Source organism: Flexivirga sp. (genome assembly GCF_051955415.1).
Classification (GTDB): domain Bacteria; phylum Actinomycetota; class Actinomycetes; order Actinomycetales; family Dermatophilaceae; genus Flexivirga.
The window spans coordinates 12,896-29,591 of the sequence record NZ_JBQCGS010000059.1; the positions used below are offsets into that span (position 1 = coordinate 12,896).

16 protein-coding genes and 1 pseudogene are annotated in these 16,696 nt (G+C 67.0%); 10 read left to right on the plus strand and 7 right to left on the minus strand.

The window, feature by feature from the left end; all coding sequences use genetic code 11:
• Window positions 1-2: 2 nt before the first annotated feature.
• On the minus strand, window positions 3-1,421 hold the full coding sequence (gene argG, locus ACTHL4_RS10175) for an argininosuccinate synthase (RefSeq protein ID WP_440282645.1): 1,419 nt from the start codon (window positions 1,419-1,421) through the stop codon (window positions 3-5).
• Between the two features lie 58 nt (window positions 1,422-1,479).
• Here argG and ACTHL4_RS10180 point away from each other — a divergent pair, with 58 nt between their 5' ends.
• Entirely contained in the window at window positions 1,480-1,857 is a 378-nt protein-coding gene (locus ACTHL4_RS10180) for a YchJ family protein (protein ID WP_440282646.1), read from the plus strand.
• Window positions 1,858-1,948: 91 nt separating this feature from the next.
• Window positions 1,949-2,443 (plus strand): hypothetical protein, encoded by a 495-nt coding sequence (locus ACTHL4_RS10185; RefSeq protein ID WP_440282647.1) that lies wholly within the window; start codon window positions 1,949-1,951, stop codon window positions 2,441-2,443.
• A gap of 5 nt (window positions 2,444-2,448) precedes the next feature.
• Here the strand turns inward: ACTHL4_RS10185 and ACTHL4_RS10190 are convergent, their stop codons facing one another.
• The 3 genes from ACTHL4_RS10190 to ACTHL4_RS10200 are packed head-to-tail and all read right to left on the minus strand — an operon-like array spanning window position 2,449 to window position 3,839.
• Window positions 2,449-3,165 carry a phosphotransferase gene (locus ACTHL4_RS10190; RefSeq protein WP_440282648.1) on the minus strand — a complete coding sequence of 239 codons (717 nt, stop codon included), beginning with the start codon at window positions 3,163-3,165 and terminating at the stop codon, window positions 2,449-2,451.
• Window positions 3,166-3,199: 34 nt separating this feature from the next.
• The gene (locus ACTHL4_RS10195) at window positions 3,200-3,580 is read right to left on the minus strand and encodes a type II toxin-antitoxin system VapC family toxin (protein WP_440282649.1); all 381 of its coding nucleotides are present in this window, start codon (window positions 3,578-3,580) and stop codon (window positions 3,200-3,202) included.
• A gap of 4 nt (window positions 3,581-3,584) precedes the next feature.
• Complete coding sequence (locus ACTHL4_RS10200) at window positions 3,585-3,839, minus strand: type II toxin-antitoxin system VapB family antitoxin (RefSeq protein WP_440282650.1); 255 nt, start codon at window positions 3,837-3,839, stop codon at window positions 3,585-3,587.
• Between the two features lie 326 nt (window positions 3,840-4,165).
• Here ACTHL4_RS10200 and aspS point away from each other — a divergent pair.
• Window positions 4,166-5,968, plus strand: a pseudogene (aspS, locus tag ACTHL4_RS10205) (aspartate--tRNA ligase).
• Between the two features lie 54 nt (window positions 5,969-6,022).
• Here the strand turns inward: aspS and ACTHL4_RS10210 are convergent.
• Both ACTHL4_RS10210 and ACTHL4_RS10215 read right to left on the minus strand, forming a co-directional pair.
• Window positions 6,023-6,859 carry a thioesterase family protein gene (locus ACTHL4_RS10210; RefSeq protein ID WP_440282651.1) on the minus strand — a complete coding sequence of 279 codons (837 nt, stop codon included), beginning with the start codon at window positions 6,857-6,859 and terminating at the stop codon, window positions 6,023-6,025.
• 79 nt (window positions 6,860-6,938) lie between these two features.
• On the minus strand, window positions 6,939-7,709 hold the full coding sequence (locus ACTHL4_RS10215) for a GNAT family N-acetyltransferase (protein WP_440282652.1): 771 nt from the start codon (window positions 7,707-7,709) through the stop codon (window positions 6,939-6,941).
• Here ACTHL4_RS10215 and ACTHL4_RS10220 point away from each other — a divergent pair.
• A complete protein-coding gene (locus ACTHL4_RS10220; protein WP_440282653.1) occupies window positions 7,696-9,102 on the plus strand; it encodes a replication-associated recombination protein A in 1,407 nt (468 codons plus the stop codon). The genes ACTHL4_RS10215 and ACTHL4_RS10220 overlap by 14 nt on opposite strands.
• Before the next feature lie 92 nt (window positions 9,103-9,194).
• Here ACTHL4_RS10220 and ACTHL4_RS10225 read toward each other — a convergent pair whose 3' ends face one another.
• Window positions 9,195-9,395, minus strand: coding sequence for a hypothetical protein (locus ACTHL4_RS10225; RefSeq protein ID WP_440282654.1), 201 nt, complete (start codon window positions 9,393-9,395; stop codon window positions 9,195-9,197).
• On the opposite strand from ACTHL4_RS10225, the gene ACTHL4_RS10230 reads away from it, so the two are divergent.
• From ACTHL4_RS10230 to ACTHL4_RS10255, 6 genes are all read left to right on the plus strand, one after another.
• Entirely contained in the window at window positions 9,379-10,992 is a 1,614-nt protein-coding gene (locus tag ACTHL4_RS10230; protein ID WP_440282655.1) for an ABC transporter substrate-binding protein, read from the plus strand. The genes ACTHL4_RS10225 and ACTHL4_RS10230 overlap by 17 nt on opposite strands.
• 171 nt (window positions 10,993-11,163) lie before the next feature.
• Window positions 11,164-12,204 carry an ABC transporter permease gene (locus ACTHL4_RS10235; protein WP_440282656.1) on the plus strand — a complete coding sequence of 347 codons (1,041 nt, stop codon included), beginning with the start codon at window positions 11,164-11,166 and terminating at the stop codon, window positions 12,202-12,204.
• Between the two features lie 93 nt (window positions 12,205-12,297).
• The gene (locus ACTHL4_RS10240) at window positions 12,298-14,079 is read left to right on the plus strand and encodes an ABC transporter substrate-binding protein (protein WP_440282657.1); all 1,782 of its coding nucleotides are present in this window, start codon (window positions 12,298-12,300) and stop codon (window positions 14,077-14,079) included.
• A 94-nt stretch (window positions 14,080-14,173) separates the two neighbouring features.
• Complete coding sequence (locus ACTHL4_RS10245; protein WP_440282658.1) at window positions 14,174-15,172, plus strand: ABC transporter permease; 999 nt, start codon at window positions 14,174-14,176, stop codon at window positions 15,170-15,172.
• On the plus strand, window positions 15,169-16,263 hold the full coding sequence (locus ACTHL4_RS10250) for an ABC transporter ATP-binding protein (protein WP_440282659.1): 1,095 nt from the start codon (window positions 15,169-15,171) through the stop codon (window positions 16,261-16,263). The genes ACTHL4_RS10245 and ACTHL4_RS10250 overlap by 4 nt, the downstream gene beginning before the upstream one ends.
• Before the next feature lie 3 nt (window positions 16,264-16,266).
• Window positions 16,267-16,647 carry an ATP-binding cassette domain-containing protein gene (locus ACTHL4_RS10255; protein ID WP_440282660.1) on the plus strand — a complete coding sequence of 127 codons (381 nt, stop codon included), beginning with the start codon at window positions 16,267-16,269 and terminating at the stop codon, window positions 16,645-16,647.
• Window positions 16,648-16,696: the final 49 nt, after the last annotated feature.

Genomic DNA, 16,696 nt, shown 5'->3' on the forward strand with positions numbered 1-16,696 from the left:
GCTCAGTCGACACCGAAGTCGATGGCGGCCCGGTCGAGAGCTTCGTCCTCATCGGACTCGACGGACGGATTGGCCGAAATGGCCGCAGCACCACCGGGTTTCAGCTCGCCGACCAGATCAGTGTCGCGCTGGGGGAGCGCACCGAGTCCGGCATACAGCTCCAGCTTGGAGCGGGTGTCGGCGATGTCGAGGTTGCGCATGGTGAGTTGGCCGATGCGGTCGGTCGGGCCGAACGCGGCGTCCTCGGTGCGCTCCATGGACAGCTTGTCGGGGTGGTAGCTGAAGCCCTCGCCACGGGTGTCGACGATCGAGTAGTCCTCGCCGCGGCGCAGCCGCAGCACGACCTCACCGGTCACCGCCGAGGCGACCCAGCGCAACAGGCCCTCACGGATCATCAACGACTGCGGGTCGAACCAACGGCCTTCGTAGAGCAGCCGACCCAGCCGACGGCCCTCGTTGTGGTACTGCGCGACGGTGTCCTCGTTGTGTATGGCGTTGACCAGTCGCTCGTATGCCGCGAACAGCAGCGCCAGACCCGGCGCCTCGTAGATCCCGCGGGACTTCGCCTCGATGATGCGGTTCTCGATCTGGTCCGACATGCCCAGGCCGTGCCGGCCGCCGATCTCGTTGGCCAGCTTGAACAGGTCGACGACGTCGTCGAACGGCTGCCCGTTGATCGACACCGGCCGGCCGCGCTCGAATCGCACGGTCACGTCTTCGGTTTCGATCGTCACCTGCGGATCCCAGAACCGAACGCCCATGATGGGTTCGACGATCTCCAGGGAGGTGTCGAGGTGCTCAAGCTTCTTGGCCTCGTGCGTCGCACCGAGAATGTTGGCATCGGTGGAGTAGGCCTTCTCGGTCGAGTCGCGATAGGGAAGGTCCTTAGCCTTCAGCCACTCCGACATCTCGTGGCGGCCGCCGAGCTCGTCGACGAACTGTGCGTCCAGCCACGGTTTGTAGATGCGCAGGTCCGGGTTGGCCAACAGTCCGTAACGGTAGAACCGCTCGATGTCGTTGCCCTTGTAGGTGGAACCGTCGCCCCAGATCGAGACGCCGTCCTCGCGCATCGCGCGCACCAGCAGCGTGCCGGTGACGGCCCGGCCGAGCGGGGTGGTGTTGAAGTAGACCCGTCCGCCGGAGCGGATGTGGAAAGCGCCGCAGGCGATCGCCGCCAAGCCCTCCTCGACCAGTTGTCGCTTGCAGTCGACCAGGCGGGACAGCTCCGCGCCGTACTGACCCGCGCGACCGGGCACCGACTCGATGTCCAGCTCGTCGTATTGACCGAGATCCGCGGTGTAGGTGCAGGGGACGGCGCCCTTGTCACGCATCCAGGCCACGGCCACCGAGGTGTCCAGGCCACCGGAGAAGGCGATGCCGACGCGTTCGCCGACGGGGATGGAGTTCAACACTTTCGACACGGCTCACCAGCCTAGGGCCAGCCGTGCACCGGCGCCGGACCGGTCTACGGTGTGGACGATGACTCTCGACGATCCCTGCCCCTGCGGGTCCGGCACGCCGTATGACGACTGCTGCGGTCCGTTGCTGGCCACGGAGCGACTCGCGGCGACCGCGGAGGAGTTGATGCGATCGCGTTACACCGCCTACTGCTACGGCAACCGGGAGCACCTGTGGCGCACCTGGCATCCCAGGACGCGTCCGTCGCAGGTGGCACTCGACCCCTCGATCAGGTGGACGGGGCTGCGGATCGTGGATGTTCGCGATGGCGCGGCCGACGACGACAGCGGTGTGGTGGATTTCGTCGCGTCCTACGACGGGGGAGAGCTGCGCGAACGCAGCCGGTTCGCCAAGCGCGGTGGGCGCTGGTTCTATCTGGACGCCGAATCCGATGACTGACGCCTTCGACATCCCCACGGCTCCGAGCGAACGTGGTTTCGGCGACATCGAGCACCGCAAGCACGGAGCACTGCAGGGTCAGAGCCTCGCGATGCACGAGGCCGCGACGAACCTGCTGCACAAGGCCGTCGCCGCGCTCGAGGCCGAACAGACGGACAAGGCGATGACGTACCTCCGGAAGGCCGAACGTCTGCCGTATGACGACTACGGTGCGGCCTCGCCGCTGTCGCTGGCCGCCCACATGTACGCCTTCCGCGCGGTGCTGGATGCCCATGAGCTCGGCCATGGCTTGTGGGTCGACGCCGCCGACATCGTGCTCGAGCCGATGGCGACATGGAAACCACTGGCAATGGCCGACTTTCGCCACGTGCTGACCGTGGTGCGGGACGACTACCCGACAACGGCCGCCGAGGATCGGCGCCTGCACCGGATGGTCACCGGTCAGCAGGTGGCGACAATCCGGGAGATGCAGGAGCTCGCGGGCGAGGAATTGTGCGCCGTGGTGCTCGACCTGCTCGCGATCGTCATCGAGTACGACGTCAGGGTCGGCATGATCCTCGACGAGCGCGGGATCGACGACCACTGACCGGACTACTGACCCGAACGGTCCGCCAGGTAGCGCACCAGCCCGGCGGCGTTGTCCAGTTGGGCGGCCTCCGCCGCCGGCATGAAGTCGACCCGTTCACGGCGGAAATCGACGGCGTCGGACAGGTGAGTGAGCGGTTCGGCGCTCCGGAGGAACGCGTCGAGCAGGTCTGTGGCATCAACCGCGTCGTCCTCGGTGCGGTAGGCCAGCGCGTAACACGCCAGGATCACCGCGGTCACCGCGACATCGAAACCGGGCGGACCCCACGAGGCGTTCTCCCAGTCGATCAGCTGCGGACCGTCCGCGGCCATCAGCACGTTGTTCGGGTGCAGGTCCAGATGCAGCAGACTGTCGCCGCCCGGTAACCGCGGCAGTTCGCGTTCGCCCTGCGGCATCCGGACCCGGTGCGTGCGGCGGTGCAGGTCGGCCAGCATCGCCATGGCCTCGCGCATCGGCAACTGCTCGGCGACCGCGCCGCTCGTCATCTCGGCGAGCATCGTCGGACCGTCGACGCGTTCGAGCACCAGGTCGGGTCCGTGGGCGGCGAGCACGCGCGGCGTCGGCACACCGGCATCTCCGGCAATCCGCGTCGCGGCCGCCGCCCGGCCGGTCGCGTGGGCGGGATCCCGGTACCGGCGCAACACCCGCCGGTCGTCCAGTTCGTAGACCAGCGCCGTCGCCCCCGACGCCAGCAGCACCCCGGGGTGGTCGCACGTCGTCATCGGATCAGCCTAGGCGTGCCAGTCCACGGAGTCCTCAGGACAGCGCAGACCGGACGTCGGTGTGCGAGAAGTCGTCACCCTTGAAGAGCAGCGGCTCGTCATACGCCTTGGCGAGCGCGTAGCTGAAGCAGTCACCGAAGTTGAGCTTCGCCGGCGATCCGCTGCCGCGGCCGAACTGCTCGTGTGCTGTGGCCGCGAGTTCAGTCAGATTCCGATCGAATGGCACGACGTTCGTCGCGGTCATTTCGAGCAGTCCGCGCACGTCGAGCCGACGAGCGGGAGTGCCCACAATCATCGTCTCGAAGAGTGTTGGTGCTGATATCCGTGACGGGCGGCTCGCCAGCACTCTCATCAACTGATCTGCTTCTGGCTCTTCCTTGAGGATCGCGATGAGGGCTGATGTGTCGACGATCATGTGGCTACTTCGGCAGGCCGTTCTCGTCGTAGAGGTCGTCGTCACTCAAGAATGGCTCCGGTCGTGCGGCGGAGCGGCGGGCGATCTCGCGGATCTCTTCGAGGATCTCTTCGCCGTTGGGCACAGTCGCGGAATCGTCCTCCGCGAGTGCTTTGGCCAGGGCGTCGCGGACCGCGCCGGTGGCGGTGGTATGACGACGCGTGGCAAGCTCGTGCGCCATCCGGTGCACTTCGGGGTCCTTGATGTTGAGCGTCGCCATCCACCGATTCTACCGTGGGTAGAAGCAGTGCACCACGGTCGCATATTGATTTCCGGGGAGCACATCCCGCGTCGTAGGATGGACGTCGCACGTGGTGGTGGAGTGACGACCCACCGGACGTCCGGTCGTATGACGCAGGCTCGCCATACGACGGGCGCAGGCCACGGGCCGCGCGTCCGGCGACACCGACGAGAGGCCGAGGTCTCCTCGGCGAAGGTGTGGTGGCACCGCGATCTGGCCCCCGCCCACACCTCCAGGGCTGCCTTCTCGACAAGGTGGCCGACAGCGCGACCTTGACGGGAACCAACCCGAAAGGAAACGCAATCATGCTTCGAAACCATGACGCCGGCACGCTGCGTGCGGCCGACGCCGGACAGACCGTGACCCTTGCCGGCTGGGTGGCCCGCCGCCGCGACCACGGCGGCGTCGCCTTCCTCGACCTGCGCGACGCCAGCGGCGTCGTCCAGGTCGTCGCTCGCGACGAGGTGCTGACCGGTGCCGCGCACGGCCTGCGCAACGAATACTGCATCACGGTGACCGGCACGGTCACGCCGCGGGACGCCAAGGACGTCAACGCCGACCTGCCGACCGGCGAGATCGACGTCGTCGCCGACGAGATCGACGTGCTCAGCGAGTCCGCGCCGCTGCCCTTCCAGATCGACGAACGCATCAACGTCGGCGAGGAAGCACGCCTCAAGCACCGCTACCTGGACCTGCGCCGGCCGGCGCAAGGCGGTGCGATCCGGCTGCGTTCCAAGGTCAACGCCGCGGCCCGCGCGGTGCTGGCCGAACGTGACTTCGTGGAGATCGAGACGCCGACGCTGACCCGCTCCACCCCGGAAGGCGCGCGCGACTTCCTGGTGCCTGCTCGCCTGCAGCCGGGCAGCTGGTACGCCCTGCCGCAGAGCCCCCAGCTGTTCAAGCAGCTGCTGATGGTCGCCGGCATGGAGCGCTACTACCAGATCGCGCGCTGCTACCGCGACGAGGACTTCCGCGCCGACCGGCAGCCGGAGTTCACCCAACTCGACATCGAGATGAGCTTCGTCGAGCAGTCCGACATCATCGAACTCGGCGAGGCGATCGCCAAGGCGCTGTGGCAGGTCATCGGGGTGGACATCCCGACGCCGTTCCCGCAGATGACGTATGCCGACGCGATGGCGAAGTAAGGCTCGGACAAGCCCGACCTGCGCTTCGACCTCGAACTCGTCGAGTGCACAGAGCTTTTCAAGGACACCACGTTCCGCGTCTTCCAGGCGCCGTATGTCGGCGCGGTCGTCATGCCCGGTGGTGCGTCGCAGCCCCGCCGCCAGCTCGACGCCTGGCAGGAGTGGGCCAAGCAGCGCGGCGCGAAGGGGCTGGCCTACATCCTCGTGCAGGACGACGGCACCCTCACCGGTCCGGTCGCCAAGAACCTCACCGAGGCCGAGATCGCGGCGCTGCCGGCTCACGTCGGCGCCCAGCCGGGCGACTGCATCTTCTTCGCCGCGGGCGACGCCAAGTCCTCCCGTGCGCTGCTCGGGGCGGCCCGGCTGGAGATCGGCCGCCGTTGCGGACTCATCGACGAGTCGAAGTGGTCCTTCCTGTGGGTGCTGGACGCGCCACTCTTCGAACCGGCCGCGGACGCCGTCGCCTCCGGTGACGTCGCGGTCGGTGCCGGTGCCTGGACCGCGGTGCACCACGCGTTCACGATGCCGAAGAAGGAGTACCTCGACACCTTCGACACCGACCCCGGCTCGGCACTCGCCTACGCCTACGACATGGTCTGCAACGGAAACGAGATCGGCGGCGGCTCGATCCGTATCCACCGCAAGGACATTCAGGAGCGAGTGTTCAAGGTGATGGGCCTGTCCGAGGAGGAGGCGCAGGAGAAGTTCGGCTTCCTGCTCGACGCGTTCGCCTTCGGTGCACCGCCGCACGGCGGCATCGCGTTCGGCTGGGACCGCATCTGCGCGCTGCTCGCCGGCACCGACTCGATCCGTGAGGTCATCGCCTTCCCGAAGTCGGGCGGCGGCTACGACCCGCTGACCGCTGCGCCCGCGCCGATCACCGCCGCCCAGCGCAAGGAGGCTGGCGTCGACGCCACGCCGGAGAAGAAGGGCGAGAAGTCCGAGGCCGCGCACGCCGAGTGACGCACTCGACGCCGAGTGCCGCATTTGAAAATGCGTCACTCGGCGTCAGTTGCGTCAGTCGGCGGTCGAGGCGGGGAAGCGGGCGGACGCCAACTGCCGCGAGTGCGCGACGAGCCGTCCGGTGGAATCCCACACCTGGCAGTCCTCGTTGAGCAGCCCGCCCGCGACGTGCTCGGTGTGCAGCCGCAGCTGCAGCCAACCGGGCGCCGGTGTGCCGCGCACATAACCGGTGAACTCCACGGTCGGCACCCAGCCCACCGACCCGAGATCGAACGACACCGGCGGGAACGCGTCGAGCGCAAGCAACAGGCTCACCGCGTCGAAATCGGTGCCGTCCGCGAGCCGCAACCAGCCACGCAGCTCGCCCGCACCGCTCGGCGTGCCCAGGGCCCAACCGACGGTGGCGGGGTCCATCCGCAGGTCGAGGCGTCGGAGGAAGCCAGAGTCGAGCAGCACGTTCGGCGGCGCATCCTTCGCGGAGGCGCACTGCTCCGGTGACGGAATAGACGGTGCCGCAACGGTTTTCAGCACCGGTTCGGCGTACCTGTCGAGGTCGCCCAGTGTCACGTGGGCGCGCAGCCGCTCCACCTCGTCTCCGTCGTCCTGCTGTATGACGCTGACCTGCGCTGTCGTCATCGAGCGACCGACACGCAGGATCGTCGGGCGCAGCAGCACCGGACCCGGGCCGCCGGGGGAGAGGAACACAGCGGAGAGGCTCAACGGATCCCGGTGGCCGCCCCCGGCGACGCTGCAACCGGCTGCGGCCTTGCCGGCAAGTGCCATCAGCAGGCCGCCGTTGGTCGCCGTCCCGATCGCCCAGTCGTCGCTGAGTTCGCCGGTCCAGTCGTGGCCGGATCGCTCCAGCCGGAGCGCGGCACCGAGTTCGCTCATGCGGGGTCCCCGCGAAGTATCGGAGGAGCGCAGCGGGGGAGAGTTTCGTGGGGTGCCATGGCGCCATCATGACCGACGGTTACCGGTCGGTATCGCTGGGGAGCAGTCGCCGGCTGGCCCAGGCCCGGGCGACGCGGAAGCCGAGACGCTCGTAGATCGCGCGGGCGCGGTCGTTGTCGGCATACATGCCGAGGCTGCAGACGCCGTACTCGTCGACCGCCCGCCGGGCGAGGCCGCCGGTGACGGCGACGCCGAGGCCACGCCCGCGCGCCCGCGGGTGGACGACGATGCCGGCCAGGTGCGGCGCACCTGCGGGGGTCAGGTGCATGGCGCCGGCGGCGATCAGCCGACCGGACTCCCGTGCGCCGAGCCAGAGTCGGGTCCGGCCGGTGCCGGGTTCGGACTCGGCGGTCGGATTGCCGACCTGGTTCAGGGCGGTGATCTCGGTAGCGTCCCGCAGGTCGTCCAGTTCGACGAGTTCCGGCTCGGCCGGTGCGCGCGGCGGCGCGAGCTCGGTCCACATCCAGTCCCAGTCGCCGCCGGCCGCGAGCCGGCTACCGAGCCGTTGTTGCACCAGCGCCAGGAACTGCCGCTCGACCGCGAGTCCGTTGACGTCCGGGGGCAGTTCCTCGAGTACGGCGTCCAGCAGTGCGGGCACGTCCTGGCCACCCAGCACCGAGATGCCGTGGATGTGACGGGAGTGTGAATGGCGCTGGAACGCAACGGCATCACCGTGCACCCAGATGTCGGAGGTATGCGGGTGTGCGAGGTCCCATCGCAGGAAGGGATCCTCGGGGAACAATTCGTGCAGTGCGTCGCCCGGGAGGCGGCGAATCATGGTGTCCGGCACGGGCATTAGCGTGTCATGGGTGTCCGATGATCTGTTCAGCGCCACTGGCGACGACACCTCCGGTGGAGCGACGAGCGCGCCGCTCGCCGTCCGGATGCGACCGCGCTCGGTGGAGGAGGTCCGCGGCCAGCGCGACGCGCTCCAGCAGGGCAGTCCGCTGCGCCGGTTGATCGAGGGCGCACGCGGGGCGGCCGGGCCGATCTCGGCGATCCTGTGGGGGCCACCCGGCACCGGCAAGACGACGCTTGCCCACCTGGTCGCCCATGCTGCGGACCGGCGCTTCGTCGAGCTGTCGGCGATCAACGCCGGCGTCAAGGACGTCCGCGCGGTGATGGAGCAGGCCACTCGCGACCGCAGCCTCTACGGGCGCCAGACGGTGCTGTTCCTCGACGAGATCCATCGGTTCAGCAAGGCGCAACAGGACGCCTTACTGCCGGGTGTCGAGAACCGGCTGGTCGTCCTTGTCGCGGCCACGACCGAGAATCCGAGCTTCAGCGTCATCGCGCCGCTGCTCTCCCGCTCGATGCTGGTGCGGCTGGAGTCACTCGACGACGACGACGTCGCTGCATTGCTGGACGACGCGGTGACCGAGCCCCGAGGTCTGGCAGGGAAGTTCACTCTCTCCGACGAGGGCCGCGCGCACTTGGTCCGGATGGCCGGCGGCGATGCTCGGCGGTCTCTGACGGCTCTGGAAGCGGCGGCGGGCGTCGCCCAGGACGCCACCGGGCCGGAGGTGCACCCGATCCCCATCGAGCTGGCGCACGTCGAGCAGGCGATGGCGACTGCGGCGGTGCGCTATGACCGTGCGGGTGATCAGCATTACGACGTGGCCAGCGCGCTCATCAAGTCGATGCGCGGCAGCGACGTCGACGCGGCGCTGCACTACCTGGCACGCATGCTGGAGGCCGGCGAGGACCCGCGCTTCATCGCCCGGAGGATCGTGATCAGCGCCAGCGAGGACGTCGGTATGGCGGACCCGACCGCCCTGCAGACGGCTGTCGCGGCGATGCACGCGGTCGCCCAGATCGGTATGCCGGAGGCGCGCATCATCCTGGGCCAGGCGGTGGTGCACAACGCGCTCGCGCCGAAGTCGAACGCCGCATACCGCGGCATCAATGCGGCCATCGAGGACGTCCGCGCCGGCCGCGGGGGAGCGGTGCCGCCGCACCTGCGGGGTTCGGGGTATGCCGGTGCGGCCGCGTGGGGGCACGGCGACGGCTACCGCTACACCCACGACGAGCCGTCCGGGGTCGGTCACCAGCAGTTCCTCCCGGACGACCTGGTCGACGCCGACTACTACCGACCCACCGACCGGGGATGGGAGCAGAACCTCGGTCCGCGGTGGCTGTCGCTGCGCTCGGTCATCCGAGGTACGGACGATCAGGCCAATTGAGCCCGCGCCGGTGAGGCGTGATGGTAAACAAGTAACGATCTCGTTTCGCCGGCTGTAAATGCCGCACGCGCCATGGGTGTTCGTGGCAGCGTTCAGAGATCGTCCCGTCGCTTCACCGAATCGGAGATAAACATGCGTAGGTCGAGCAAGATCGCCGCGGCCGTGGTCATGATCGCCATGCCGTTGGCCGCGTGCAGCAGCAGCGGCCCGAGCAGCAAGAGCAACAACTCGTCGAAGTCGTCGTCGAGTCCCAGGGCCAAGGTGAAGTCCTCGGCGATGGACGCCTCGGTCAAGGGCCCCGCGCCGGAGATCTCCGGGGCGAAGAAGGGCGGGACGCTGACGATCACCGCCGCCGGCGCGCCGCCGACCTTCGACCCCGCCGGCGCCTACTACGAGTTCTCGATGACGATCCTGTCCGAGCTGGTGACGCGCGGTCTGACCGGTTACCAGGTGAGCAAGGACGGTGTCTCCACGCTGGTGCCCGACCTGGCGCAAGGTCTGGGCAAGGAGTCCGCGGACGGCAAGACCTGGACCTTCAAGATCAAGCCGGGCATGAAGTACAGCAACGGCCAGCCGGTCAAGGCGGCCGACTTCGTCTACGCCATCAAACGGTCCTTCGACGAGAACCTCGGCGGCAACGGCCCCGTGCCCTACCTGAAGACCTACCTCGTCGGTGGTGACACCTACCAGGGTCCGTTCAAGGATGCCGGCAAGGACTTCCAGGGCGTCACCTCGCAGGGCGACGACACCGTCATCTTCCACCTCACCCGCAAGTGGCCGACGCTGCCCTACTATCTGGCGTTCCCCGCCGCGAGCCCGGTGCCACAATCGGCGGAGAAGAAGGCCGCCTACGAGAAGGACCCGCTGGCCACCGGCCCCTACCAGTTCAAGAGCTTCAGCAAGGGCACCAGCATCGTGCTGGAGAAGAACCCCCAGTGGGACGCACAGTCGGACCCGATCCGGCACCAGTACCCGGACACCATCGACGTCAAGCTCGGCGTCACCGCGTTGACCCAGCAGCAGCAGATCCTGGCCAACTCCGGATCCGGCGCGACGACCGTCGACATCTCCGGACTGGATGCCAGTCTGAGCTCGAAGGTCAACTCGCAGGCAAAGCAGATCGTTTTCGGACCGTCTCCGTGCGAGGCCTATCTGCCGCTGGACTCCCAGAAGATCCCGCTCGAGGTCCGTAAGGCGATCGCGATCGCCTACCCGTACGACCAATCCCGCAAGGCGGTGGGTGACAGCTCCCTGACCTTGGATCCGGCGACGACCTACGCGCCGCCCCAGGTGCCGGGGATCCAGCAGTACCCCCCGGTCAACGGTCTCATCGGCAAGGGCAGCGGCGACCCGGCCAAGGCCAAGGCGATGCTGAAGAAGGCGGGCAAGCTGGGCTTCGAGCTGTCTTGGTACTACGTGAGCGACAAGACCGAGGACGTGGCCGAGAACAACGCCAAGAAGGCGGCGTTCCAGGAGGCCGGGTTCAAGGTCAAGGACGTCCCGGTCAGCCAGGCCGAGTTCTCCGAGAAGATCAACGACCCCAACGCTCCGGAGAATGTCGGGCAGGGCATCCAGTCGTGGTGCTACGACTGGCCGTCCGGCGACTCGATCTACCCGCAGCTGTTCAGCTCGACGACTGCCAAGGACGGTCGCTCCGTCGCCAACCTGCGCGACGCGGCGATCGACAAGGAGCTCAACCGGATCAGCGCGATGGACCCGACGGCCGCGGAGCCGGAGTGGCTGGCCTTCGACAAGAAGATGACCGAGCAGGTCATGGGTCTCCCACTGTCCTACTCCAAGGCGAGCTCGGTGCTCGGCAACAAGGTGCACAATGTGATCCCCGATCCGACCCACGGTCTGCCCGATTTCGCACAGATCTGGGTGGGCTGAGGCACAACTCACACAATGTAACGATTAGGTGACCTTCACCTTGACTAGTTCCGGGTCCCCGTCCGCTGTGGCATCGTTGTGCCGTCGCAGCGGGCGGGGGCACGGCTGAGTGACCACGAAAGCGTCGGCGGTTCTGACGAAGCCGGCATCCAAAACTCGTATGGAGGATCGATGACCTCTGGGCCAGGCGGCGTCAACGAGACGCTCACCGAGGTCGGTGAAGTTCACCACACCGACGGTTCAACGGCTGTCCTGGGCAAGACGGATCACGGAGACGACGGGGGGCAGAAGAGCAAGTCGCCGGCGCAGATCGCGTTCGCGCGATTGCGCAAGGACCGCATCGCCGTCACCTGCGCGGTCATCATCGTGCTCTTCCTCTTGATGGGCATCTTCGCCCCGCTCATTGCGGGCATCGAAGGCCAATCGCCGACGGCGCCCAACTACAACCTGATCGGCGACGACAACCTGCCGACGTTCTACACCAACGGGTCGCACTGGCTGGGCATCACGTCCAACACTGGGTACGACGTCTTCGCGCGGTTCGTCTACGGCATCCGGCCGTCCTTCTCGATCGCCCTGATCGTCACCGTCGTGACCACCATCATCGGCGTGGTCCTCGGCCTGGTCAGCGGCTTCTTCGGCGGCTGGATCGACCGTGTCATCGGCTGGTTCGTCGACCTGGTGCTGTCCCTGCCGTTCCTGCTCTTCGCGATCGCGCTGGTGCCGATCATGAGCAACTACCTGGTGCCCGGCGGACAGGCGACGTCCAGTGAGCAGCAGAAGATCCGTATTGCCGCAGTCTTCATCGCGCTGACCATCTTCGGCTGGGCGGGCCTGTGCCGCCTGATCCGCGGCGAGGTGCTGGCCCTGCGCGAGAAGGAGTTCGTGCAGGCGGCCCGGTCGCTCGGATCGCCCACCGGACGCATCCTCTTCAAGGAGATGCTGCCCAACCTGACCAGCGTGATCCTGGTGGCGTTCACCACGTCCCTTCCGGCGCTGATCGGACTCGAAGCCGGGCTTTCCTACCTCGGCGTGGGCATCAGCCTGCCGACCGCGGACTGGGGCCTCGACATCTCACTGGGTCAGCAGCAGATGCAGGCCTTCCCGCTGCCGATGCTCGTGCCGCTCGCCGGATTGCTCCTCCTCGTGCTGTGCCTCAGCCTGCTGGGCGACGCGGTGTCCGACGCCTTCAACCCCAACACCCGGCGCTGACGCCCGGGTTCCGGCACCTCTGACACACGGCACGACACATCACAGACTCTTTCCGGGCTGTGCCGGAAAGTAACGAAAAAGGGAGAAACACAAATGCGCTGGACGAAAATGGTCGCGCTGACCGCTGCAGGTTTCACTGCGGTGTCGTTGGCCGCCTGCAGCAGCGGAGGTCCGTCAGGCAGCGGCAGCAGCAACGGCGGCGGCAGCGGCAACAACACCGCGGCCGCGGAGCAGACGAAGGCCGCCCAGGCCGTGACCAACCCCGACCTGAAGGGCCCGGCGCCGGAGGTCAAGGGTGCCAAGAAGGGCGGCACGATCTACATCGACGACTCGTCGAACCCGCCCACCATGGACCCGGCCGGCATCTACTACGTCGACTCCAACGCGTTCGCGACGCAGTACCTCTACCGCACGCTGACGCAGTACCAGATCGTCAACGGCAAGCCGGTGCTCGTGCCGGACCTCGCGACCAACGTCGGCACCCCGTCCGCGGATGGTCTGACCTGGACCTTCAAGATCAAGCCCGGCCTGAAGTACTCCGACGGCTCCCCGGTCAAGATCGAGGACTTCGTCTACGGCATCAAGCGCTCCTTCGCCAAGGAGAGCGTCGCCCTCAACGGCACCGACTACCAGCGTCAGTTCCTGGTCGGTGGCAAGAGCTACCTGGGCCCGTACAAGCAGCCCAACGCCGACTTCAAGGGCGTCACCACCCAGGGCGACGACACCCTGGTCTTCCACCTGACCCAGAAGGTCCCCTCGTTCAACTACTTCGCCTCGTTCCCGGAGTTCACCCCGGTGCCCAAGGCCAAGGACACCAAGAACGACTACCAGAAGCACCCGCTGACCACCGGCCCCTACAAGGTGGACAGCTACAGCATCGGCTCCAAGATGGTGCTGTCGCGCAACACCAACTGGGACCCCAAGACCGACCCGGTGCGGCACGCCTACCCGGACAAGGTGCAGATCAACTTCGCGATCGTCGACCTGGCGTCGCAGCAGCGCATCCTGGCCAACAGCGGCGTGGGTTCCAACACCGTCAACATCGGCGCACTCGACTCCTCGCTGGAGTCGAAGGTGACCGGTGCGCAGAAGGACCAGTTCGCGCTCGGTCCCTCGTCCTGTGAGTACTACGTCAACATGAACGTCAACAAGATTCCGTTGAACGTTCGTAAGGCGATCGGCTACGCCTACCCGTGGAACCAGATCCGCAAGGCCAGCGGTACGTCCAAGATCAACCTGCAGCCGGCGACCACATACGCGGCGCCCAGCCTGCAGGGCTACAAGAAGTACCCGCCGCTGCCCTACGCCACCGGCCAGGGCAACGGTGACCCGGCCAAGGCCAAGGAGATCCTGAAGAAGGCCGGCAAGCTCGGGTTCGAGCTGTCCTACTACTACACCGGCGACAACCCCCAGTCGGTGGCGGCCAACACCGCCCGTAAGGCCGGCCTGACGGCTGCCGGCTTCAAGGTGAAGGACCTCCCGATCCCCAAGGCGGAGCGCACCAAGAAGATCGCGGACCCGAACGCGCCGGTCAACATGCTGCAGGGCACCCCCGGCTGGTGCTACGACTGGCCGACCGGTGACTCGGTCTACCCGGTGCTGTTCAGCGGCGAGGGCATCCCCGACGGCACCACCGTCGGTCAGTTCAAGAACGCCGAGATCAATGCCAAGATGGACAAGATCGGCAAGATGGACCCGGAGAAGGCTGCGCCCGAGTGGGCGGCGCTGGACCAGGAGATCATGACCAAGTACGTGCCTGGTCTGCCGGACTACTACTCGATGAACACCGCGACGTTCGGCAAGAACGTCAAGAACGTCGGGTTGAACCCCATCATCAGCATGCCGAGCCTGTCCCAGCTCTGGGTCAGCAACTGACGCACGTCGTCACAACCACCGGTGACCGGGCTGGGGAGCGTCGGCTCCGCCATCCCGGTCACCGGCGGGTCATCATCTTTCGAGGAGCCACTACGTGATCGTCTACATCGCCCGGAGATTGCTGCTTGCGATCTCGGTGCTGTTCGCGACAATCGTGCTGACCTTCGGCCTGTTCTTCACCGGACCGGCCAAGGACGGCGTCGCATACCAGATCTGCGGCACCAAGTGCACCAACCAGAAGGTGCACGACATCAACCACGCACTCGGCCTGGACAAGCCGGTCGTGTCGCAGTTCGGCACCTACCTCAAGGGTCTGGTCGCCGGTCGCGACATCACCAACGACGGTCAGGTGATCGGCCACTGCGACGCACCGTGTCTGGGCTGGTCCTACGTGCAGAGCCAGTCGGTGACCGACCAGGTCAAGCAGGTCATGCCGGTCACCTTCGCCATCGTCTTCGGCGGGATGATCGTCTACATCCCGGTGGGTCTGTTGCTCGGCGTGGTGTGTGGACGTAACCGTGGCTCACCTCTCGACCGTGTCCTCGTCGGTGTCTCCCAGGTGATCAGCGCGATGCCCTACTACGCGATCGCGCTCATCCTGAACCTCTACTTGATCTTCACCTGGAAGATCCTGCCGGCCACCGGTTACACGCCGCTGACGCAGGATCCGGGCACCTGGTTCAAGGGGTTCCTGGCGATCTGGATCATCTTCGGACTGTTCGCGGCCACCGCCTACGTGCGTTATGTGCGCGCCTTCATGATCAACACGCTGTCCAGCGACTTCGTGCGGACAGCCCGGTCCAAGGGCATCTCGGAGCGCCGCGTCGTCTGGCGGCACGCGTTGCGAGCGACGGTGGCTCCCTACCTGACCCTCATCGGGATCGATGTGGCCCTGCAGCTGTCGGGCTCCATCTTCACCGAGCAGGTGTTCAACGTGCGGGGCATCGGACGCCTCGGCCTGGACGCGATCAGCACGAATGACCTGCCGGTCATCGCGGGAACAGTCCTGGTCGGCGCGACGTTCATCGTCCTCGGAAACCTCCTCGTCGATCTGCTCTACGTTGCCGTCGACCCGACAGTGAAGCTGACATGACACAGACAACGACATCCCCGGCCGGCGAGCCGGGCACTCAGCGGCGTCCGCCGCTGGACCCCAACGCCCCGGTCATCCTCACGGTCGAGGACCTGCAGGTGCAGTTCCCGACCGAGGAGGGCCTGATCAGTGCGGTCAACGGTGTCTCCTACGAGGTGAAGGCCGGACAGACGCTGGCCATCGTGGGCGAGTCGGGGTCCGGTAAGAGCGTCTCGTCGATGGCGGTCATGGGCCTGCACGACCCCAAGCGCAGCCGGATCAGTGGTTCCATCAAGCTGGACGGCAAGGAGCTCGTCGGCCTGTCGCAGGCGGAGTTCCGCAAGCTGCGCAGCGAGACGGTCGCGATGATCTTCCAGGACCCGCAGTCCTCCCTGCACCCCTTCAAGAAGGTCGGTGCACAGATCGCCGAGGCCTATCTGGCGCACCACAAGGTCTCCAAGTCGGTGGCCGCCAAGCGCGCCGTCGAGATGCTGGACCGAGTGGGCGTGCCCAACCCGGACCGACGGGCCAAGCAGTACCCGTTCGAGTTCTCCGGGGGCATGCGGCAGCGGGCGATGATCGCGCTCGGGCTCGTCAACGACCCGAAGCTGCTCATCGCCGACGAACCGACGACCGCGTTGGACGTGACGGTGCAGGCGCAGATCCTGGACCTGATGAACGACCTGCAGCGTGAGTTCGGGTCGGCCATCATCATGATCACGCACGACCTGGCGGTCGTCGCGGAGGTCGCCGATCACGTGTTGGTGATGTATGCCGGCCGCAGCGTCGAGAAGGGGACCGCGCAGGAGGTGCTGGCCAACCCGCGCATGCCCTACACCTGGGGGCTGCTCAGCTCGGTGCCGTCATTGACGGCCGATGTCGGCTCGGACCTCAAGCCGATCCCGGGCAACCCGCCGAGTTTGCTGAACCTGCCCGACGGCTGCTCGTTCCGGCCTCGTTGTCCCTACTCGGACCGCGTGCCGGACAATCGGTGTGCGACCGAGATGCCGGAGTTCCTCCCGGTGCCGGGTGAGCCGGGACGCCTCACCCGTTGCCACCTGGCAGACCCCGCTGCGATCTTCGCCGACGAAGTCGCCCCCAACCTGGAGTGATCGATGACTGACAACACCACTGACGCTGCCGCAAGCGGCAGCACCGTCGACATCACCAAGGGGAGCGGCGAGTCGGCGGACGGCTCGGCGCATCCGGCGGAGCAGCCGATCGTGCACGAGTCGTCGCGTGAGCGTGACGTCCTGCTGACCGTCAAGGACCTGGTGAAGCACTTCCCGGTGAAGGAATACACCGGGCTGTTCCCCAAGACCCTGCAGACGCGCGCGGTCGACGGGGTGAGCTTCGATCTGGCCAAGGGTGAGACGCTCGGCCTGGTGGGAGAGTCCGGCTGTGGCAAGACCACGACCGGTCGCCTGGTGACCCGCCTGCTGGAACCCACCTCCGGCTCGATCGAGTTCGAGGGACGTGAGATTGCCGACCTCTAGGAGAAGGCGCTCCGGCCGATGCGCCGGGACATCCAGATGATCTTCCAGG